This window comes from Kitasatospora sp. NPDC038210 (assembly GCF_055600605.1).
Map to the genome: position 1 here is coordinate 107,650 of NZ_JBVJYK010000016.1, position 20,906 is coordinate 128,555.

The 20,906-nt window shown below is 73.0% G+C and carries 15 protein-coding genes and 1 pseudogene; 9 read left to right on the forward strand and 7 right to left on the reverse strand.

What is annotated here, in order from left to right:
* Positions 1–11 precede the first annotated feature (11 nt).
* The 6 genes from ACZ7KX_RS29340 to ACZ7KX_RS29365 all read left to right on the forward strand — a co-directional run bounded on the left by ACZ7KX_RS29340 (position 12) and on the right by ACZ7KX_RS29365 (position 12,202).
* On the forward strand, positions 12–974 hold the full coding sequence (locus ACZ7KX_RS29340; protein WP_470329086.1) for a hypothetical protein: 963 nt from the start codon (positions 12–14) through the stop codon (positions 972–974).
* Positions 975–981: 7 nt separating this feature from the next.
* Entirely contained in the window at positions 982–1,728 is a 747-nt protein-coding gene (locus tag ACZ7KX_RS29345) for a hypothetical protein (protein WP_470329087.1), read from the forward strand.
* Positions 1,725–2,639, forward strand: a complete 915-nt coding sequence (locus tag ACZ7KX_RS29350) for an MvdC/MvdD family ATP grasp protein (RefSeq protein WP_470329088.1) — start codon at positions 1,725–1,727, stop codon at positions 2,637–2,639. The genes ACZ7KX_RS29345 and ACZ7KX_RS29350 overlap by 4 nt, the downstream gene beginning before the upstream one ends.
* Before the next feature lie 247 nt (positions 2,640–2,886).
* Positions 2,887–5,730 (forward strand): thioesterase domain-containing protein, encoded by a 2,844-nt coding sequence (locus ACZ7KX_RS29355; RefSeq protein WP_470329089.1) that lies wholly within the window; start codon positions 2,887–2,889, stop codon positions 5,728–5,730.
* An 11-nt stretch (positions 5,731–5,741) separates the two neighbouring features.
* Positions 5,742–10,331 carry an Ig-like domain repeat protein gene (locus tag ACZ7KX_RS29360; protein ID WP_470329090.1) on the forward strand — a complete coding sequence of 1,530 codons (4,590 nt, stop codon included), beginning with the start codon at positions 5,742–5,744 and terminating at the stop codon, positions 10,329–10,331.
* Positions 10,331–12,202: an Ig-like domain-containing protein gene (locus ACZ7KX_RS29365; protein ID WP_470329091.1), complete on the forward strand. Its 1,872-nt coding sequence runs from the start codon at positions 10,331–10,333 to the stop codon at positions 12,200–12,202. The genes ACZ7KX_RS29360 and ACZ7KX_RS29365 overlap by 1 nt, the downstream gene beginning before the upstream one ends.
* A gap of 69 nt (positions 12,203–12,271) precedes the next feature.
* Here the strand turns inward: ACZ7KX_RS29365 and ACZ7KX_RS29370 are convergent, their stop codons facing one another.
* On the reverse strand, positions 12,272–14,200 hold the full coding sequence (locus ACZ7KX_RS29370; RefSeq protein ID WP_470329092.1) for an ABC transporter ATP-binding protein: 1,929 nt from the start codon (positions 14,198–14,200) through the stop codon (positions 12,272–12,274).
* Positions 14,201–14,937: 737 nt separating this feature from the next.
* Between ACZ7KX_RS29370 and ACZ7KX_RS29375 the strand changes: the two genes are divergently transcribed.
* On the forward strand, positions 14,938–15,327 hold the full coding sequence (locus ACZ7KX_RS29375; RefSeq protein ID WP_470329093.1) for a peptidoglycan-binding domain-containing protein: 390 nt from the start codon (positions 14,938–14,940) through the stop codon (positions 15,325–15,327).
* Between the two features lie 156 nt (positions 15,328–15,483).
* On the opposite strand, the gene ACZ7KX_RS29380 is transcribed toward ACZ7KX_RS29375, so the two are convergent.
* The 6 genes and pseudogenes from ACZ7KX_RS29380 to ACZ7KX_RS29405 all read right to left on the reverse strand — a co-directional run.
* A complete protein-coding gene (locus tag ACZ7KX_RS29380; protein ID WP_470329094.1) occupies positions 15,484–16,113 on the reverse strand; it encodes a TetR/AcrR family transcriptional regulator in 630 nt (209 codons plus the stop codon).
* Between the two features lie 18 nt (positions 16,114–16,131).
* Entirely contained in the window at positions 16,132–16,563 is a 432-nt protein-coding gene (locus ACZ7KX_RS29385; RefSeq protein ID WP_470329095.1) for a hypothetical protein, read from the reverse strand.
* Positions 16,564–16,710: 147 nt separating this feature from the next.
* The gene (locus tag ACZ7KX_RS29390; RefSeq protein WP_470329096.1) at positions 16,711–17,310 is read right to left on the reverse strand and encodes a GNAT family N-acetyltransferase; all 600 of its coding nucleotides are present in this window, start codon (positions 17,308–17,310) and stop codon (positions 16,711–16,713) included.
* Positions 17,311–17,476: 166 nt separating this feature from the next.
* The gene (locus ACZ7KX_RS29395) at positions 17,477–17,974 is read right to left on the reverse strand and encodes a TIGR00725 family protein (RefSeq protein WP_470329097.1); all 498 of its coding nucleotides are present in this window, start codon (positions 17,972–17,974) and stop codon (positions 17,477–17,479) included.
* 81 nt (positions 17,975–18,055) lie between these two features.
* Positions 18,056–18,838 (reverse strand): oxidoreductase, encoded by a 783-nt coding sequence (locus tag ACZ7KX_RS29400; protein WP_470329098.1) that lies wholly within the window; start codon positions 18,836–18,838, stop codon positions 18,056–18,058.
* A gap of 172 nt (positions 18,839–19,010) precedes the next feature.
* Positions 19,011–19,208 (reverse strand): annotated as a pseudogene (locus tag ACZ7KX_RS29405) (SRPBCC family protein); the annotation flags it as partial.
* Between the two features lie 156 nt (positions 19,209–19,364).
* On the opposite strand from ACZ7KX_RS29405, the gene ACZ7KX_RS29410 reads away from it, so the two are divergent.
* Positions 19,365–20,093 (forward strand): alpha/beta fold hydrolase, encoded by a 729-nt coding sequence (locus ACZ7KX_RS29410; RefSeq protein WP_470329099.1) that lies wholly within the window; start codon positions 19,365–19,367, stop codon positions 20,091–20,093.
* 141 nt (positions 20,094–20,234) lie between these two features.
* Positions 20,235–20,870, forward strand: coding sequence for a dihydrofolate reductase family protein (locus tag ACZ7KX_RS29415; protein ID WP_470329100.1), 636 nt, complete (start codon positions 20,235–20,237; stop codon positions 20,868–20,870).
* Positions 20,871–20,906 lie beyond the last annotated feature (36 nt).

The window sequence follows — 20,906 nt, forward strand, 5'->3', positions numbered from 1 at the left end:
TGGTATTCCAGATGTTTCCCGACACCGGCCAGGTCAGGCTCGCGAAGCAGGCCACCACCGGCCTGGTCACCTTCGACGTGGACCCGACGGTGTCACCGTGGTTCCTGCACGTGGTGGCCGTCGGGCCGAACTGCCAGCCGCTGCGCGGCAGGGCACCGGACATCGAACTCCGGGCCGGCCAGGGGCTGATCACGGCCGTACCGCAGAAACCCGCCGAGGCGGCCGTCCCCGACGAGACCGGCAAGACCGTCGCGACCGCGTCCTGGACCAGGGACGCCGCCGACGTCTTCACGGTGCAGCTGGAGGTCTCCGACCCCGGGGTCTCCGCCTGGAACCTGCGCATCACCAACAACGACCCGCAGGAGCTCGGCTTCGTCTGGACCTCGGCCCCGTCCGACGCCGAAGGCCGGCAGCCCCGGATCCAGATGGCCACGTCGCTGCACGTGAACGTCCTGGAGACGACGGCCGACCAAGTGGTGCCCGTCGCCAACATCGGGCCGGGAACGCTCACGTTCGGCGGATCGGCCGACACGGACATGGGCGCCGGGTTCCTGCTTCACAGCTTCCCCGCCAGCCTGGCCACCAACACCTGCGACCGGATCGTGATCAGGATCGCCGGCGGCGGCCAGTTCGCCACGCCCACCGCGACCGCGACCTTCACCCTGAACTGCAACGACACCGTCGCGGGAGACAAGACGTTCCAGCTCACGCGTGAACGGCGGAAGGTGACGAAGGAAGGGAAGGACTTCAAGGACAAGGAGAAGGACGTCAAGGACAAGGACGGCCACAAGGACCACGTCGGCAAGGAACTGGAGGCGCACGCGCCCGCGCCATCCGACCCGGTGTCCGGTCGCGGTTTCGTTCCCGGGTTCAGTCCGGGCGCCGGACACTTCATCCCCGCCGACCAGCGGCCCGACCTCGCGGACAGCGCCCTCGGGAACGAGGACCCCGACGCCGACCCGGGCCGGAGGTAGGCCCCGCATGTGGCTGGTGCTCAGCGACCCCGCCGACCGGGCGGCGCTGTGGGCCCACGAGGGACTGTGCGAACGCGGACTGGAGCCGCTGGAGCTGCTCTCCCCGCAGGCGCTGCTCGGCTCCACGCGCTCGGCGCACCGCGTCGGCCGGCGCGGGGCGGACTTCGAGATCGTCCTGCCGGACGGCCGCCTCCTCGACAGCCGGGAGGTCTCGGGCGTGCTCAACCGGGTGGCGGCGGCGCCCTTCGGGCTGCTGCCCTTCGACACGCACGGCGACGCGCTGTACGCCCAGGAGGAGTTGAGCGCCCTGCTGCTCAGCCTGCTCACCTGCCTCGCCCCGGTCGCGGTCAACCGGCCCTGCGCGACCGGCCTGTGCGGAGCCTGGCGCTCGATGGCGGAGTGGACGGTGCTCGCGGCGAGGGCCGGGCTGCCGGTGCCGCCGGCGCGGATCTCCAGCAGCCCCGATCCCGAGCCGGACCGGGCCGCGCCCGACTCGGACGTTGTCCTGGTGCTCGGCGACCGGGTCTTCGGTGCACTCTCACTCCCGGCCGAGGACGAGCAGGCGTGCGTACGCCTCGCACGACTCGCCGGCACGGACCTGCTCGGGCTCGACCTGCACCGGGACGGCGGACACCGCCTGGTCTTCGGCGGCGCGAGCCCACTGCCCGACCTCCGCTCCGGCGGCGAGCCGTTCCTCGACCGCCTGCTCGACCACCTCACCGCGCTCCCCGCCCTCCCCGAGGTGGCCCGATGATCGCCGTCTGCGGCATCGCGAGCGAGACGCCGATCGCCCGGGTCATCGCCGCGCTCGACGACCTGGGCCTGCCCTACACCGTCCTCCACCAACGGCGTTTCCTGGAGCAGCCGTTCGAGCTGGAAGCCACCGACGCGGGCGTCCGGGGCCGGCTGACGGCGGACGGCGGAACCGTCGACTGCGCCGAGGTGACCGGCATCTACGCCCGGCTGATGGACTGGCGGCGGCTCCCCGAGGCCCGCCGCCCGGACGAGGACGTCCTGCAGCGGTGCCGGGCCTGGCACGAGGCGTTGGGCACCTGGATCGAAGTCGCTCCCGGCCGGGTGATGAACCGGGCGGCCGCGTCGGCGTCGAACGCCTCCAAACCGCACCAGGCCCAACTGATCCGCCGGACCGGCTTCCTGGTGCCGGAGACACTGGTCACCAACGACCCCGAGCTGGTCCACGACTTCGGGGAGCGCCACGGCGAGCTGGTCTACAAGTCGATCAGCTGCCAGCGGTCCGTCGTGCACGCCCTCGACCGGGAGGCCACCGCCCGACTGCCCCTCATCCGCTCCTGCCCGGTCCAGTTCCAGCAGCGCGTCCGCGGTACCGACATCCGCGTGCACACCGTGGGCGACGAGGTGTTCGCCACCCGCATCACCACCGACCGCGTCGACTACCGCTACGCCCACCACGACGGCGGCCGCGCCGAACTCTCCCCCTGGCAGCCGCCCGAGGACCTGGCCCACCGGTGCCTGCGCCTGGCCGACTCCCTGGGCCTGGACCTGGCCGGCATCGACCTGATGCTCACCGACGACGGCGACGTCTACTGCTTCGAGGTCAACCCCAGCCCGGCCTTCACCTACTTCGAGTCCCACACCGGCCAACCCATCGCCCGCGCCATCGCCCGCGCCCTCGCCCACCGCTGACACCCGAGCGGCCGAGCGGGGTCGGGTGCGGAAGGAGGACACCGCCGTCGGTCCACCCGTGTGCGTCGAAGCCTGCCGGTGGATACCATGAGAGTGAGCACCGCCGCACGCTCCGTCGGCTGACATCCGGGTCGACGCGGGGCCTGCGGAACCGTGCGTCGGCACACCGGCCCTCTTCCCAGGAACTGCCGTGCCGTTCCGAATGGGCTGTCGACTCGGAATCGTCCCCCGGACGGGGGTGGACCCCATGGCCCCCTTCTCACGAAGCGTGGTGCGCTCCCGGGACCTGCTGGCCGTCCGGTTCGAGCTGATCAATCTCACGCTGCGGACCGACGGGCCGTCGGCGGGGTGGCTCGTCCGGGAACAGGCCGGTCAGGACGCCTTCGTCGTCGTCCACTTCCCGCCGCAGCACGCGGCCGAGCCGGTGCTCCCGGACGGCGCGGTGCTCCCGGTACCCCAGCTCGGCCGGCTCGCCGGGCCCAGCAGGCTCGCCTTCCGGCTGCCGCCGGGAACCGACCGGATCCCGTTCACGCTGGAGGCGCTGCTCGACTGGCGGTCCCTGGAGCCGAGCCTGCCTCCCGCGGCCCGGCAGCCGAGGGGTGCCGTCGTGGCCGGCGACCACGGTGCCGCTGCCCCGGAGCCGACCGAGACCGCGCTGGAACTCCCGTACCACCTGGTGCTCTCCCCCCACCCCGGCGGTGGGTGGGCCCACGACGTCGAGCCGGTCACCCGTGCCGGGCGCACCGAGTTGTGGCACACCCGCCTCGGCGTGAGGACGGTGGACACCGACGGCCGTCCGGTCGTCGACGAGGAGCAGGCGGCGGACCGTTACGTGCGGGCGGTGTTCTCGCCAGACCCGGCCGGCACGCCGCCGGACCTGGCCGCCGCCCTGCGGCCCACGCCCGCCCAGCGCCGGACCATCGTCGGGCTCTCGGTGACCGCGCCCGTCGAGATCGACCAGCTGATGCTCTCCGCGCGGGGCGGCTGGCTCCGGGCGCACGGGCAGTGGCCCGACCCCGCGCTCAGCACGTGGCAGCACGTGGCGACCCTGGGGCGGGACCAGTTCGTGCGCATCACGCAGGAGGGAGTGCTGTTCCCGTTCAGGCACCGCGCCGCGTGGATCGACGTCACCGACCGTGCGATCGACGAGAACGCCGGCCGGCCTGTGGCGGCGCTGCGGGAGCATCATTTCCTCCTGGTCCGCGAACCGGTGAAGCACTACGCGGACGACGACTACGACCACGGCGGCAGGGAGATGCCGTTCACGGACGTGCGCATCGCGACCCAGTTCACCCCGGCGAGCCCGCGGGTGCTCCCCGACATCGACCGGCGCAGCGACTCCCCCGACAGCGCGGACCCGCCCTTCTGGATCATGAATGCCACACCGCCGGGAACCGTCCCGTTCCACCTGATCGGGACCGACAGGACGCACACCGACACCGACTTCCACGCGGCCCTGATCTTCGTCCCCCTCGAACTCGCCGACGACCCCGACACCCTGGCCAGGATCCGCGCCGACTACCGCAGCGGTGACCCGACGGACCCGTCCGTGCAGCGGCGCACCCGCGTCGGAGGCGCACCGGTCGCGTTCGCGCCACCGGGCGACCCGGCCCGGCCCGGCGACACGACGCTGACCACGGATTCGCTGGACTTCGACGTGGTCATCGGCCACGGCCGGCCGCCGTTCCTGCCGGTCCTCGACTCGGCGCAGGTCCGGATCCCGGCGGTCGACCGGCTGCTCGGCAACGCCGATCCGGCAACCGTCGTGCCGTCGCCGACGTTCCTGGCGGACACCGGTGGCAACCCCGCGCACCTGTTCGCCGAACTCGCCCCGCCGCTGGAGGTGCGGCTGCCCGCCGAGCGCGGGGCCGTGCTGGCGAGACCGAACATGGCCGTGACTGGCCTGTCGTCGACACTCGGTCCGGTCGCCGGAGACCCGGGCGCGCTCACGGCCGGGACGTTCGACCCGGCCGCGTTCTTCGCCGACAGCGCGAAGCTCATGGGCGCCCTGCCGTTGGCCCGGCTGATCTCCGGCGTCTTCGAACCACGGCAGTTCCCGCAGATGTTCAGCCGCACCACCGCCACGTCGGTGGTCACCACTCTGGACTGGGAACCGAAGGTGGAGAGCACGAGCCCGCTGCTGCGCCCGTCGGAAGACGGCGCACCCATCTCCCTTTCGCTGCACACCCGGATCGAGCAGTCACTGGGGCCGAACCCCGACCCGCCCCGGACCTCGGTGCACACGACACTGCGCAACTTCACCGTCGGCTTCGCGGGCGTCCTGGAGGTCCGGTTCGACGCCCTCACGTTCCGGTCGGAGAACGGCGGCAAGCCCGGCGTGAGCGTGGAACTGCCGGACCACGCCGTACGTCTGTTCTCGGAACTCTCCTTCTTCTCCGCCCTGGGAGACCTCATCGGCGGCAGCGGTGTGGGCGCCGCACCCGCCGTCGAGGTGAGCCCCGCGGGCGTACGGGCCTCCTACTCCCTGCCGCTGCCACCCGTCCCCCTCGGCGTCTTCCTCTTGGAGAACGTGCGACTGGGCATCAGCCTGAACCTGCCCTTCACCGACGACCGGCCGAGCCTGCGGTTCGCCTTCGGCGACCGCCACGACGAGTTCCTGGTCACCGTCGAAGGCCTGGGCGGCGGAGGCTTCTTCGCACTGGCCCTGGGGCTGGACGGCATCGAGACGGTCGAGGCCAGTCTGGAGGTCGGTGCGGCCGTCGCCCTGGACTTCGGGGTGGCCGGCGGCAACGTCGCGATGATGATCGGCGTCTACGCCCGCTACGACGCTCCCCCGGTCGGCGCGGCCTCGGTGACGGGCTACCAGCGGCAGAGCGGCGAAGTCGAGGTCCTCGGCCTGGTCAGTGCCTCGATCGACTTCTACCTGGGCCTGACCTACGCGACGAACCCGGACCGGCTGGAGGGCACGGCCACCCTCACGATCAAGGTCGACCTCACCCTGTTCAGCGAGTCGGTGGAACTCACCGTCCGACGCGTCCTCGTCGGCGGCGCCGACCCGGCGGGCGACCCGGACTTCGGTGACGTGATCGCCGAAGCGGACTGGCGTAGCTACGCCGACGCCTTCGCGTGAGGAGGCACACCGTGCCCGAGCGAGTGATCTGGACCGCGGTCCCCGACGGCGTCGTCGGCGAGGGCGGCGACCGTCGGCTGCGCCTGTCGGTGGTGGCCTCGCCCCGGTTGACCACCGCGGACGGAACGCGCGGCACACTCGGCGCGTTCCACGACCTCGGCGGTACGGGGGCGCAGAACTGGCCGTCCCGTCTGACGACGACCACCTTCGCGCTGGAGCTCGACGGCGCGGTCGTGGCCGACGGCCTAAAGGCCCTCGGCCGGCTCCAACCCGCCCTGTGGGACGCCCTGTTCGCGCCCGAAACGCCCGTGAGCTCCACCCCCGGCTTTCGCGACTACGCGGGTCACCGGCTGAGCTCGTACCCGGCCAGGGCGCTGCGGGAGCAGGTCCGGCGGCTGTACACGGATGTCGCTCTCGACTCGGTCTCGGGGCCACCGCCGGTGTCCGACAACGGAGCGAACGGGCTGCTGCCGGTCCTGGACGCCTGCGGCTTCTCACCGGCACCGTCGCCACCGCCGGAGCAACCGCAGCGGGAACCGCGCATCGCTCTGCGCTCCGCCGAACCGGGGCCGAGCGCGCCGACGGCGGCGGCGACGGCGGCGGCGACGGCCCCCACGGCGCCCGCCGATGCCGTCGCCGCGTTCCGAGACTTCCACGACCGGCCGGCCCGCCCCGACGCCCCGCTGCCGTCGGCGGACCAGCTGCCCGGGCTGCTGGACTTCCACCAGTGCGTGGCCTGCCTGGGCGACTACCCGGCGCTGATGCGCCGGTTGGGCCTGATCATCGACCTCGAACTCCCGGCTGCCGGGATCCCCGACGCGTCGACCGCTCGCCGACTGCGCGTGCTGCCCCGTCGGCAGCCGGCCGACCCATCGGACCCGACGGTCGACGTCTCGCCCACCACGAGCGCGGTCTGGGACGGCGACGACTTCTTCGCCGCGCCCGGTCCCACCGCCCCCGCGATCCGCAACGGCCTGCTGAACCTGGACGAGACCGACTTCGACCTGATCGACGTCGACGTGGACGGCGCCGTCCACAAGCTCGTCAACCTGGCGCGGAACCTGCACGCGTCGCTCTCCCGGGCAGCCCCCGACCGCCCCTACAACGCGGCCCTGCCCGCGCTGCGTTCGGCCGGGTTCTCGCTGGTCCAGGACGGCCGGGCGCACGCGCTCGCCGCACGGCTGGCCGACCAGAGCCGCGACCGGACGACACTCGACGGCGACAGCCCCCAGGACGTCGTCCTCAGCGCCGAACAGCTGGTCCGCGGCTACCGGGTGGACGTGTGGGACTCCCAGTCGGAGACCTGGCACTCGCTGTGCGCCCGTTCCGGCACCTACCGCTTCGAGCGGACGGGCACCGTTCTCAGCCTCGACGACGAGGGCTTCGTCCAGCTGTCCGCCGCGGGCGTGCCCGCCGAGCCGGAGCACCCCGCCGTACCGGCCGTGCTCTACCTGCCCGAGTCCCTGCTGCGCTGGAGCGGCTGGAGCCTGGTGGCGCCGCGGCCCGGCCTCGCCCTTGCCACCGGCACCGACCCGACGGCGGCCCCGACCCCGGCGGACGACGCCGCGATCACCGCGCTGCGGCTGCAGACCTCCTTCGCGGCCGTCACCCGTTCGCTCCCCGCGCTGCGCTTCGGCGTCGGCTACCGGCTGCGGGCACGCGTGGTCGACCTGGCCGGCAACAGCCGGACCCTGGCCGAGGCCGACGACCTCCCGGCGCTGCCCGCGACGGCGCCCGGACGGGTGTACCTGCGCTACGAACCCGTCCCCTCCCCCGTCGTCGTGCCGCGCGCCGCGCTGTCTCCGGACACCGATCCGGGCGCGTCACCGGAGCGTCTGGTCATCCGCAGCGCCAACGCCGACAGCGCCCAGGACGCCGAACCGAGCCCCGCCAGCACCGATCGTCACATCGCCCCGCCGCGGACCACCGTGGCCCTGGCCGAGGCCCACGGAGCGTTCGACGGCCTCGACGGCCGGGTGCGCGGCGACCCGGACACGTACCGGATGATCAAGACCCGCGACGCCGCCCACCTGGACCACGACGGGACCGTCCCGGTGGCGTCGGCCGAGCAGTGGGTGGTGCCCTACCTGCCGGACGTCCTCGCCCGGGGAGCCGCACTGCGCGGCCTGCCGGACACGCCCGACGGCACGACCGGCACCGTCGATGCCACCGGCCACCTGTGCTACCGGCCGACGGACTTCCCGATGGACGACGACCACCGTGCCTCGGTCACCCTGATCCGCTTCGGGCCCGCCACGGACTGGCCGGCCGTGCAGCCGTTCCGGCTGGTGCTGCGCGAGGGGACGCAGCCCCCCGACTGGGACGCGCAGCGGCGGACCCTCACCGTCTCGCTGCCCAAGGGCGAGGTGGCGAAGGTCGCGCTCAGCTCCTGGCCGGATCCCGCCGACCTCGCCCTCCTGGGCGTCTGGGACTGGATGCGCCGACAGGTCGACGACAGCGCACAGGCCCTTCAGCGGCCGGCCGAACTCCAGGCGCTCTGCGAGGAGGCCGGCCGGCTCGCCCAGTGGGCGGCGTCGGGCGGCCACTGGGCCCTCACCCCGGCCCGCCCCCTGCTGCTCGTGCACGCCGTGCAGCAGCCGCTGGGCCGGCCGTCCATCGACGCCCTGGTCGCCACCCGGGCGATCGGCGACACCGACGCGGGGCTCGAAGGCACCATCCGGGTGCACCACTCCAGCACGGGCCGGGTCGACCTGCTCGGCGCCTGGAACGAGGTGTCGGGCTCCGGAGCCGCGCCGACGCCCGCCGAGTCCGCCGCCGACGAGCTGCACCTGGACCACGGCCCGATCAGCAGCGGCCTGCCCGGCCCGATCACGCTGGGCGGGCGGATCGTGGCCGACTACGACCCGTCGACCGGAACCATCCTGTCCCGCACCGACCGGTGCCCCCGGCACCGGTTCCCGGACACCGGGCACCGCGTGGTGCGCTACCGCGCCGTCGCGAGCAGCCGCTTCGCCGAACACTTCGTCCGACGGGCCCGTTTCGAGCTCCACGGCACGACCGCCGTCCCGCTCGAAGCGGCGGGCCTCGCCCCGCACGCGGAGACCGTGCGCAGCGCGGACGGCGCCACCACGTACGCCCCGGTCAAGGACGGCGTCGGCGACTACACGATGGACTACGGGGCGGGCACCATCGCCCGCACCGAGCACAGCGGCATCCAGGACGGGCAGGCGGTACGCGTCGACTTCCTTCCACCGGTGACCCGAGCCGGCGAGGACGTCGTCGTCCACGTGCCCAGCTCGGCCCGCCCGGCCGCACCGCGGGTGCGGTACGTCGTGCCCGTCTTCGAGTGGCGCCGTCAGACCGGCACCAACGTCATGGCCAGCCACCGGCGCGGCCACTGCCTGCGGGTCTACCTGGACGGGCCGTGGTTCTCGTCGGGCGAGGGCGAACAACTGGGCGTCCTGGTGGTCCCTTCGGGGGGCGAGCCGCCGGAGCCGCTGGCCGGCTACGTGACCCGCGCCGCCGACGACCCGCTGCGGAGCTACGACGGCCCGCGGCCCGGTACGACGGACCTGACCTTCACCGGGACGCCGGACGCCGGCCGCGCGACACCGCAGGGCCCCGAGGGCCTGACCCTGGACGAGTTGGATCCCGCACCGGCCAACCGGGTCCACGTCCACGGCTACGACGCCGCCTACGACGACCAGCGGCACCTGTGGTACTGCGACATCGAGTTGGCCCGGACCGGCGACGCACCGGCGTTCGAACCGTTCGTGCGCCTGGCGCTGGCCCGCTACCAACCGCACTCCGTCGTCGTCCACGACCCCGCCGTCGCCGGCGCCTCACGCGACGTCAAACTCTCCCGCGTGGTCCTCGCCGACTTCGTCCAACTGTCCGCGGACCGGTCGGTGCTGGTCACCCGTGCCATCGGGGCCCCGGAACGGCTCCGGGTGGTGGTCTCGGGCGAGAGCTACCAGGGGACGGCGGAGGGCGTCGGCCCGGCTTCCGTCACGGTGTCCGTGCAGGAGCGGCAGCCCGGCCTGTCGGACGAACTGGCGTGGATCCCCGGCCCGGAGGCCGGCATCGACGCCGGCGCGCCCGGTCCGACGGTCCCCGATGCCATCCTGTGGTGCGGAACCGTCACCCTCCCCGAGGACCGGGACCCCGCCGACTTCCGCCTCCTGGTGGAGGAGCACGACACCGTGCCGGCCGACGACCCGTCCCAACCCCCGCGCCTGCTCTACGCCGACACGCTGGAGCTGGCCGACCTCGGCCCGGCCGGGCCGCCCGCCGACCTGACCGTCACCTCGTCGCCGAACCCCTCGGTCCACGGCCAGCCGGTGACGGTCACGGCCACGATACGGGGCGCCGAGGCCGGCGTCGGGCACGTCACCTTCGCCGACGGCACCCGGCCGCTGGGCCGGGTGCCGCTGCGCGGCAACGGGGCGGTGCTCACCGTGACCGACCTGACGGCAGGCACCCACGACCTCACCTGCACGTACGGCGGCAGCACCCGCCTCGGCCCAGGACACGGCACCGCCGCCCAGCTCGTGGCCCGGGCCGCGACCCGGGTCTGCGTCACACCCCGCCTGGAGATCCACGGCACGACCCCCTTCGTCAAGCCACCGGGAAGCACCTGATGCCCGCCACCGAGATCCGGATCGACACCTCGAACCTGACGTGCCACCGGTTCAGCGTCCCCGAGGCCGGGCCCACGGTGTTCGACGGCTCCACCTCACCGCCGCCCACCGTGGCGCTGCCCGTCGCCACGCCGTGCCACCTGCAGTTGGGCGACGGGGGCCCGGACAGCGTCTCGGTGGCCGACTTCACCTTCACGGTCGCCGCGGACGGCACCGTCGCCTACGACCCGTCGTGCGACCGCTTCCTCGACGGGCGCGGACAACACAGCCTGACAGTGCGAGGGCTGCCGGTACGGCTGGACGTCCAGGTCGGCCACTGGCTCCGGCTCCGTATCAGCGGGACAGTCTTCGAGTCGCACCAGCAGCACGACCTCCGACTGCCGCCCGCGCCGGCCTACCGGCTCGACGGCGTGGCCAGCGGCTCCCTCGACTTCCGCCTGACGGCCGACGGCACCGTCCTGGTCGGCCCCGACGTCATCGAACTCACGAAGACCGACGTCGACCAGCAGACCGGCGTCAACGTGCTGACCGTCTCCGGACGCACCATCACCGTCGACAGCGCCGGGCTCGACCAATCGCTTCAGCCCGCCGGGTTCCCCCTGCCGCTACCCCACGGGGTCAACCGTCTCACGGCCCTCCCGGCCGACGGATACACATTCGTACCGGGCTCTGGCTTCATCCTCGACTGGACCTTCGGCATCACCGCGGACGGCCAGGTCAGCCTCGACCCCCGATACGACGGGTTCGCCAGGGCAGACGGCACCACGCTGACCGTCAAGGGCCACACCGTCCACATCGACTGCACCGCCCTCCCGCACAAACTGCAGTTGCTTGAGGGGCCTGCCAAGGAGTTCCCGCCCTACGAGACCACTCCGTTCACCGCGGTACCCGTCTCCGCTTACCCCAGCACCGGCTACGGCTTCCTCGCCGGTCCGTGCATCGTCGCCGACGTACGCTTCCGCATCACCCCGGACGGCAAGGTGGTCGTGGACCCGGAGTTCCGCGGATGCGCCACCGCCAGCGGCAGCACCTTGATCCTCCGCCCCAAGACGATCCGCATCGACGGCACGGCGCTGTCCCACGACCTGCGGACGGTCAACTTCTTCCAACCGAACGGGGACAAGCAACTGCCGCGTACGCAGGTGAACGCACTGACGGCCATCCCCGTCCCACTCGACGACGGATTCGTACTGGAACCGACGTCGGACACTTCGCAATCAGCAATCCTCTTCGGCATCGGCCAGGACGGACGCGTGATCCTCGATCCCGCCTGCACCGGCTTCGCCACGGCCGAGGGGGACACCCTCGTCATCCACGGCTACCCGCTCGTGCTCGACGCCACCCAGGCGGACAGCGACCTGGTGGGCATCAACAACCTCTTGTCGACCTCAGGCCCACCCGGAGTGACGCGACTCAGCCGACGATCCCTCCTCGCCGTCCTGCTTCCCGCAAGGGACAGCACTGTCCACGGGTTGGGCTACTACCCCCAGACCGCGAACGGGACCTTCGACGACGGCTACGGATTCCAGCTCCAGCAGGACGGCACCGTCACCGCGCAGTCGCCGACGCCCGGCGGCTACGTCCTGGCACTCTCGGCCTCACCGAACCCCTCGACGGCCGGGCAGGAGGTGACCCTCCGGGCCTGCGTCCGGCCCGCGCCGCCCGGAGCGGGCATGCCACAAGGCACGTTGGCGTTCACCGACGGGGCGACCGTCCTGGGCAGCGCGCAGCTCGACGGAAGCGGCACGGCGTCCTTCAGCACCACGGCCCTCGCGGCAGGCGACCACGAGATCGTCCTCACCTATGCGGGAGACGCCAACTTCGAGCCCAGCTCGGCAACGCTGCAGCACCGCGTCGTCCGAGCACCGTGAACCGGCGGAGGGGCCGGAGCCACGGCCCGAGCGCCGGAAGCCGCGCCCGGGTCGGCACGTCGGAGGCGGTCACGGGCCGGTGTCCTCGTTCTGCTCCGCGGCCGGGGTCCGCTGGGCGGGGACGCCGGTCCGTTCATTCTGCAGGTCCCACAACTCCCTGAACCGGCCGCCCTCGTCGGCCACCAGCTCGGCGAACGTGCCCTCCTGGAGGACCCTGCCGTCTTCGAGGACGACGATCCGGTCGGCGACGGCCACGTTGGTGAGCCGGTGGGTGACCAGGACGACCGCCCGCTCCCGCGCGACGGCGCGCAGGTTCCGGAAGATCCGGTGCTCGGCCCGCGGGTCCAGGGCCGCCGTTGGCTCGTCCAGGACGAGCAGGCCGGCCTCGCGGTGGAAGGCCCGGGCGATGGCCAGGCGTTGCCACTGGCCGCCGGACAGTTCCTCGCCGCCCATCCACTCCACCGCCAGCAGGGTGGACAGGCCGCGGCGGAGCTTGGCGACGACGTCGGCCGCGCCGGAGGCCTCGGCGGCGCGCATCACCGCCTCGTCGCCGTCGCGGGTGGGCTGGCCCAGCGTGATGTTCTCCCGGCAGGTCAGCGGCCAGCGCGCGTAGTCCTGGGGCACGACCGCGACCTGCCGCCACAGGGCGTGCGGGTCCAGGTCGCGGGTGTCGCGCGAGTCCCACCGCACCGATCCGCCGTCGGGCAGGTAGAGCCCCGCCAGGAGCTTCGAGAGGGTGGTCTTGCCGGAGCCGTTCTCGCCGACCAGGGCCAGGATCTCGCCGCGGTCGACGTGCAGGTTCACTCCGTCGAGGGCCTTCCGCTCGGAGGCCGGGTAGGCGTAGCTGAGGTCCTCCACGCTGATCCGCCCGGGCGGGGGCGGCGTTTCGGTGCCGCGTTTCGGCCGGTGGCCGCCGGCGGTGTCCAGGAAGCTCGACCAGTCGTCCAGGTACATGCCGGTGCGGAAGAGGTCCGCGCCGTAGCCGACGATGCCGCGCAGGCTCGTGCCGACCGCGCCGAGCGCGAACACCGCCGCACCGCCGCGCGGCAGGCTCATCCGGCCGGTGCCGACCAGCCACAGCATCGCCGCCCACACCAGCGCGGTGCCGAGGCCGGACGCGGCGGCCCCGATCACCGACACCCGGGCGCTCTGCATCGCCGCCCGCCGCGACGTGTGGTCGAGTCGCCGGCCGACCTGCTCGTACTTGTCGAGCAGGAAGCCGCCCATCGTGTCGGAGCGGACCTGGTCGGCGTTGCGCTTGAGGTGGATGTACCAGCGCAGGTTCGCCATGATCCGGCGGTCGCCGACCGCCGCCCGGTTGGCCAGGAACTGGACCCGGGCGGCGTGCACCGAGGCGATCCCCTGGGGGAGCGCGGCCGACACCAGCAGGGGGAGGAGGGCCGGGTGCAGCACGGTGAGCACGCCGGCCGCACCGACGAGGGAGGCGAGCGAGGCCAGCAGGTTCTGCGCCTCCCCGACGATGTCGACGCACACCTCGGCGCCGCGGTCGGCGGCCTCCAGCTCGTCGTTGTAGCCCGCGTGGTCGTAGGCGGTCAGCTCGGCCGCGACCGTGGCACGCAGCACCGCGGCCTCAGCCGCCCGGGAGATGCGCGGAGACAAGTGGACGGTGATGGTCCGGATGGTGATGCCGAGCAGCGAACGGGCCCCGGCCGCCGTCGCGATCAGGAGGATGGACGGCGCTGCGTGGGCGAGCTTGTCACCCACCCGGCCGGGAGCGAACAGGGCCGAGATCGTGCCGGTGGTCGCGAGCAGGCCGGCCGCGCCGAGCACGGCGGACACGGCCTGGCAGGCCAGGAGCAGCGCGACGGAGGCGCGGTCGATGCCCCAGCCGAGGCGGAAGGCGCGGACGACGAGCGCGGGCAGGCGGCGGGCCATCGCACTGACGCTGATCGCCTCGATCGCCTCGATGCGGCGCCCGTCGGCGAGCCACTGCAGTTCCTCGTCGGCACTCTCGGCCGACGTCGTCGCGGCGCTCATGCGTGCGCCTCCTCGTGCGGCACGCGGGCCTCCGGGGCGGGGTGACAGGCCACAGATCCTCCAGACGCAGAACGGTCAGAGCGGGCAGAACGGCGCGCGGACGTGCGGAAGCGCCGAACCGGGCTCGCAAAAAGCTTCAAATAGCCTTGTTCCCAGGCGAGTTGGCCACGGCGTTTCGGGTCAGCGGCGTCCGATGATGGTGCTGTTCGAATGCGGCGTTCAAGTGGATTACCTCCAGGCGATCCCGGGGCAAAGAGGGACTTTCCTGGCACACTCAGATCCCGCCGGGGGCAGTCACCGGCCGGGCGAGGACACGCCCGGCGGATGCGGCGGAGCCCAGTGCGCAGGCGGCGAGCGCCCGTTCGAGAGCCTCGGCGCCTCGGGGTACGAGGCGGTGGCAGGGGCATCCGGGGGCGAGGACGTCGCCCGGCGCGTGGCCGTCGCCCGATTCACCCGATCGACTGGTCGGCGGCCGGATCGGGCCCGTCCGACGCCCGGTAGAACCCCGGTGGAGCGGGCGGAACCCCGGCCCGCGCGCGGCGGAAGCCGACGGATCGTCTCCAAAGTGCCGCTCCCGACTCTCCCAAAGCCCAGACCAGCGCCGTGAGACAGCTGTGGGACGGCTCCGGCCGCGTCTCACCGGCGTTCGACGGGTTTGCCTGCGCCTACGGTTGACGACGCGTCGGTCCCGCGGTCCGGCGCTCGTCACACCTGTACGAGAAGTTGGGAAACGCACCATGAAGCTGAACACCAAGGCGGCCCTGCGCAGGGGCGCGGCCACCGTCTCCGCCGCCCTCCTGCTGGTGGGCATCGGCGCCACGGCGGCGAGCGCCCAGCCCGGCGCGAGCTACGTCCGCTACGGCAACCGCGGCTCGGCCGTGACGTGCGTCCAGCTCGCGCTCAACCACTGGACCTCCCACCGCAGCGGCATGCCGCACCCCGAGATGGCCCTGGACGTGGACGGGCAGTTCGGCGGCGAGACCCTGCGGGTGCTGAAGGCCTACCAGGCCGCCCAGAACCTCGACCCCGACGGTGTCGTCGGCCCGCAGACCGGCGACCTGCTGTACTGGGCCCACCTCCACCAGAGCGACCCGTACTGCTACTCGGTCCTCCCGACCAAGTCCTGACCCACCCCGACCACTGATCGTGCGTCGCCCTTGACCTCGGCGGACCCCGGGCAAGGGACGGGGCCCGTACCGTTCGCGCGGTACGGGCCCCGCTTCCGTGTGAGCATCCGGACGGTGACGACCGCCTCGGTCGGCCGCGCAGGCCGCGGGCCGCCGCTACACGGGCGCGTCGCGGCGCTCGAAGCCGGTCACCAGCGCCTGCAGGCCGGCGTCGAACCACCGCTGGTAGTAGTCGAGAGCGTCGGAATCCTGCCCGGCGGCGCCGGAATCGGCATCTGCATCCGCGTCGGCACCCGGGTGCGCTCCCACCTGGGCCAGGGCGTGGCCCAGCGTGAAGACCCCGACGGACTGGATCCGGATCAGTGCGTCGTCCTGGTCGACGCCCGCGGCGGTGAGGCTCTCCAGCAGCCCGGCCAGGACCGGGACGGCCGTGTCGGGGTCGACCGGGTGCGTGGCCAGGAGGGGCACCGCGTTCGGGTGGTCGAGCAGCATCCGGCGGTAGGCGACCGCGAACCGGGTCAGCGCCCCGGTCCAGGTCGGTCCGGCGTCCAGATCGGCGAGCGCGGTGGCGAACAGGTGGTTGGCCACCGTGGACAGGATGGCGTCACGACCGGGAAGGTGACGGTACAGCGACATCGCGGCCACCCCGAGGTGCGCGCCGATCCGTCGCATCGTCAGCGCCTCCAGCCCCTCGCGGTCGAGCAGGTCGACGGCTGCGGCCGTGATCTGCTCGACACTGATCTGGGCGGGGCGACCTCCGCGGCCGGGTCGTGATGCCTGCTTCATGCCCTCAGATTGTCAGACTCACCCGGTCAGCGTGACGGCCAGGGTGCTGCCCGCCATGGCCAGGCTCAGGGCGCCGACCACCATGTGCTGGACGTCGGGCACCACCGCGCGCCCCTGCGTGGGCAGGACCTTCAGCGTGCGGGCGTAGTCCCGGGCGTAGGACTCCCGTTGCGCCGCCGAGCTGATCCCTGCGTACGGCAGCCACCAGCTGGCCACGTGACCGACGAGGACCAGCAGGCACAGCACCAGGGCGGCGATCCGCGAGACCGGGTGGTCCAGGGCGACGCCGCCGGCGATGAGCAGCGGGATCGGGTAGTTGACCGCCGCGTCGCCGAGGCGTTCCCGGCGGTTGTCGCTTCTCAGGTCGTTGAGCGGGAACAGCGGCACCCACTCGGTGAGTACCAGCCAGGCCAGCCAGACGAGCGGCACGGTGACGGCGATCGTGCGCATGGAGCGTCCCCCCTGTGGGTCATGGGCTTTCACGTTTGAGTACACCGTAAGCTTACGCTGTACTCAAACGCACTGTCACATCACCCGGCGGCCTCGGCTCCCCTCGGCCGGGGGGGCGGACCGCGACCGCGAACACGACCGCCGGAGTCAGGCGGGGCCGGGGCCGGCCGGGACGGGCATCGCGCGCCAGGTGTCCGCAAGGACCTCCATGGTCACCAGGCGCATGGTGGTGCCGGCCTCGGCGAAGTAGCGCTCGGTCTCGCCGGTGGGGGTGAAGCCGAAGCGGGTGATCGCGCGGACCGCGTCGGTGTTCGCCACGGACGTCATGCTCCACACCCGGGTGAGGCCGAGTTCGGCGAAGGCGAGCTTGAGCATCAGCCAGCCGATGTCGGGCGCGCAGCCGGAGCCGCGCAGGTGCCGGGCCATGGTGAAGACGCCGGAGTACCCGGTGGTGGCGTCCTCGACGTCGAGGCGGATGCCGCCGACGGGGCGGTCGTCGCCCCGGAGACATGCGGCCAGCTGGTAGTGGCGGCGCGGTACCGCGGCGGCGGTCGCCACGGCCTCGTCGAGCCTGCGCCGGATCCGGGTGTCGTCCATGACGCCCGTCGAGAGGTGGCGCATGCCGTCCTCGTCGCCCCAGACCGGGCGCATGGCGTCGAGGTCGTCGGCACGGTGGTCCCGGAGGCGGACGCGCGCGGTCTCCAGCACCGGGAGTGTCGTGAGCGGATGTATCTGCGTGGGAATCATGGTCGAGCCCTGACGACGTGGTGGGTGATCGGTGATTGCGGCCGGTGGGACCGCGGCTCACAGTGCACCAGGCGCGCGTAGACATCCGATCAACGCCGTCACCGGCGCCGGCCGGTGCGCCGTCAACTGCCGGCCCACCAGGCTCGGGATGCAGGCCCCCGGCGGGTCAGTCGCGGCCTTCCAGGGCGAGCGCCACGGCGGTGGCAGGATCGTCCGCCACGAGGACGCCCGGGACGGCTTCGCCCCGCGCGTCGACGATCTGCCAGGTACCCAGTCCCACCACCGGCTTGCCGCCCTGTCGTACGGCCATCGCCACCTCGGAGAGCGTCCCCCACGACCCGCCGACGACCACGACCGCGTCCGCGGAACCGACCAGGACGCTGTTCCGGGCCTGGCCCATGCCGGTCGCGACGGCAGCCATCAGGTGGGGCGAGGCCCCGGACCGGTCCGCACCCGACAGGATGCCGATGACGAGGCCGCCGGCCCCTGCCGCTCCCTGCGCGGCGGCCGCCATGACACCGCCGTAGCCCCCGCAGAGCACGACCGCACCCGAGCGCGCCAGCAGGGCACCGACCTCCCGGGCCGCCGCCGCCTCGGCCGCACTGCACTCCGCGGGCCCGCACACCGCCACCTGGACCGCCGGCTGGGTCATCACCCGGGTCATCACCGCTCCTTCCGCAACGGCCGCAACCGGCAACACCGGCACGGGCCCTCCGGCAGTTCCGTCGCCGTCAGCCGTCAGCCGTCACAGGGTCTGGACGAGACCGCCGTCGATGACGAAGTCGCTCCCGGTGACGTTGGCCGTCCGGTCGCTGGCCAGCAGCAGAACGAGGTCGGCGACCTCCTGCGGGAGGCTGAAGCGACCGGTCGCGGACGGTGCGACGGCGCTCCGGGCGACGTCCTCCGGCGTACCGCCCGCCGCCTTCGCGACCGTCGCGGCGACGCCGTCGTCGCCGAGCCACAGCGACGTGGAGACCGGCCCCGGACTGACCGTGTTGACGCGCACGCCCTGCGGCCCGACCTCCTTGGAGAGGGCCTTGCAGAAGTTGGTGAGCGCTGCTTTCCCCGCGCAGTAGTCGATGATCGTCGGGTCCGGCAGGAAGGCGTTGACCGAGCTGACGGTCACGATCGAGGCGGAGCCGCGGTCGATCAGGTGGGGCAGGGCCGCCCGGGTGGTGCGGACGGCGGCGAGGAGGTTGACCGTCAGCCCCCGGATCCAGTCGTCGTCGGTGACGGACAGGAAACCGGTCAGCCGAGGACGCACCGCGCCGACGTTGTTGACGAGGATGTCCAGTCCGCCGAACCGGGAGACCGCACGTTCGACCGCGGATGCGGGGCCGTCCGCGGTCGCGAGATCGACGGCCACCGGATGCACCTGCGGGGCGAGGTCCGTCAGGGCGCCCGTGATCCCGCGCGCCACCGCGACCACGTTCACGCCCTCGGCGGCGAGCGCCTGCGTCACGGCGAGACCGATTCCCTTGCCGGCCCCGGTGACGACGGCGACCTTGCCCGAGAGACGCAGGTCCATCGGAGACTCCTCGGTGGTGCGGCGGGCGGACTGCGGTACTGCGGTACTGCGGTACTGCGGTACTGCGGTGCTGTTCCCGGAGCGCCGGCATCAAGGCGGCGGCACGGCCGGCGGGCCGGCCGCGGGTCACCGCGTCACGGCGTCACTGGCCCTTCCGCGTGACACAGGACCGCTCGGCGGCGGTCTTCATCCCGGCGTCCTCCACCGTGCTCCGGAAGACCGTTCCGACGGCGGTCGGGCCGTCCGGAGTCTTCGTGATCTCCAGGACCCGAGGGCTGAACTCGGGGTCGTGGCGACCGTCGGCGAGGTACGCGAAGACCTCCTCGACGGGGCAGTCGACCTCCACAGCGGCCTCGAACTGTCCGGACACGACGGCTCCTCGCGGGGTTCCCGGCGGTTGCTTCGCCGTCAGGATTCCAGAGGGCCCTGGCCCTCGCCTCCCGGGCGCGGAGTGTCAGTGCCACCCGCTGGCGTCGGAGGGCGCGGAGAGGAAACGTGGGCGGCAACCCGCAGAGGGAGGACGAGGATGGCGACCTTCACGCTCGTTCCCGGTGCCGACGGCCGGGCCTGGTTCTGGCACCGGCTGGAGCCCGAGCTGCGGGCCCGGGGGCACGACGTGGTCACGATGGACCTGCCGAGCGACGATTCCGCCGGTCTGGAGGAGACGGCGCAGGCCGTCGTCTCAGCGGTGGAACGGCGTGCCGAGCTCAGCGGGCCGCTGGTCCTGGTGGCGCAGTCGCTCGGGGGCTTCTCGGCTCCGCTGGTGTGCGGGCGGCTGTCGGTGCCGGTCGCCGAGCTGGTCCTGCTCAACGCGATGGTCCCGGCGCCCGGGGAGACCGCCGGGCAGTGGTGGGAGAACACCGGCCAGGCCGAGGCCCGGTCGGACCACGCGGCCGCCACCGGGCGTGGCGCCGATCCCGAGTTCGACCTGCGGGCCGACTTCTTCCACGACGTCCCGCCCGAGGTCACCGAGGAGGCGTTCGCCCTGGGCGCCTCGCAGCCGCCCTCCGCGCTGTTCGCGCAGCCGTGGCCACTGACCCGCTGGCCGGACGTGCCGACGCGGTTCCTCCAGGGGCGGGACGACCGTTTCTTCCCGCTGGAGTTCCAGCGCAGGATCGCCCGTGACCGGCTGGGCCTGGAGGTCGAGGAGATCCCCGGCGGCCACCTGGCCGCACTCAGCCGCCCCCGACAACTCGCGGACGCACTGCTGCGCGTCGGGCCCACGAAGGTCGCAGAGCCCACGAAGCCCGCTTGACGGCGGGATCGGTACGGCGGTGCGGGGGCCGGGGTCGTCCGTCCGGGTGGGGAAACCCGATTCCGTCGTGGCGATGAGTTTTCGGGCCACGGCGGGTCTATCTCTTGACGGAGACAATCGACGCACGCACGGGAGTCGGCCATGGGCCTCATCGACATCGAGCTGTTCACCACCCTCGACCTCGTCGGGCAGGCGCCCGGCGGCCCCGACGAGGACCCGGTGGGGTTCCCCTTCGGCGGCTGGCAGGCGCCGCTGATCGACGAGGTCACCGGGGCGCAGATCCTCGCCGCGTACGAGGGCACGGACGCCCTGCTGCTCGGGCGGCGGACGTACGACATCTTCGCCGCCTACTGGCCGCACCAGAAGGACGGCGAGATCGCCGAACTGTTCAACCGGGTGCCGAAGTACGTGGCCTCCCGCGGCACGCCCGAGCTGCCGTGGGCCGGCTCCACGCAGCTCGGTCCGGACCTGCCCGCCGCGGTGCGCGGGATCCGGGACCGGCACGAGCAGGTGAAGGTCGTCGGAAGCCTCGACCTCGTCCAGACCCTCCTGCGCGAGAAGCTCTTCGACCGCCTCGACCTCTGGGTGCACGCGATCACGCTGGGCGTCGGGAAGAAGGTGTTCGACGGCGGCGCGGTGCCCACCAACCTCACCCTCCTCCAGCCCCCGGCAGCCGGCCCCCGGGGCACCGTGCGCCTGCTCTACGGGCTCGCCGACGGCACCCCCCGGACCGGCGACATGAGCGCACCCGACCGAGGCCTCGGAGACGAGGGCTGAGAGGCGATCCGCACCAGAACGTGCCGTTCGTTCTTG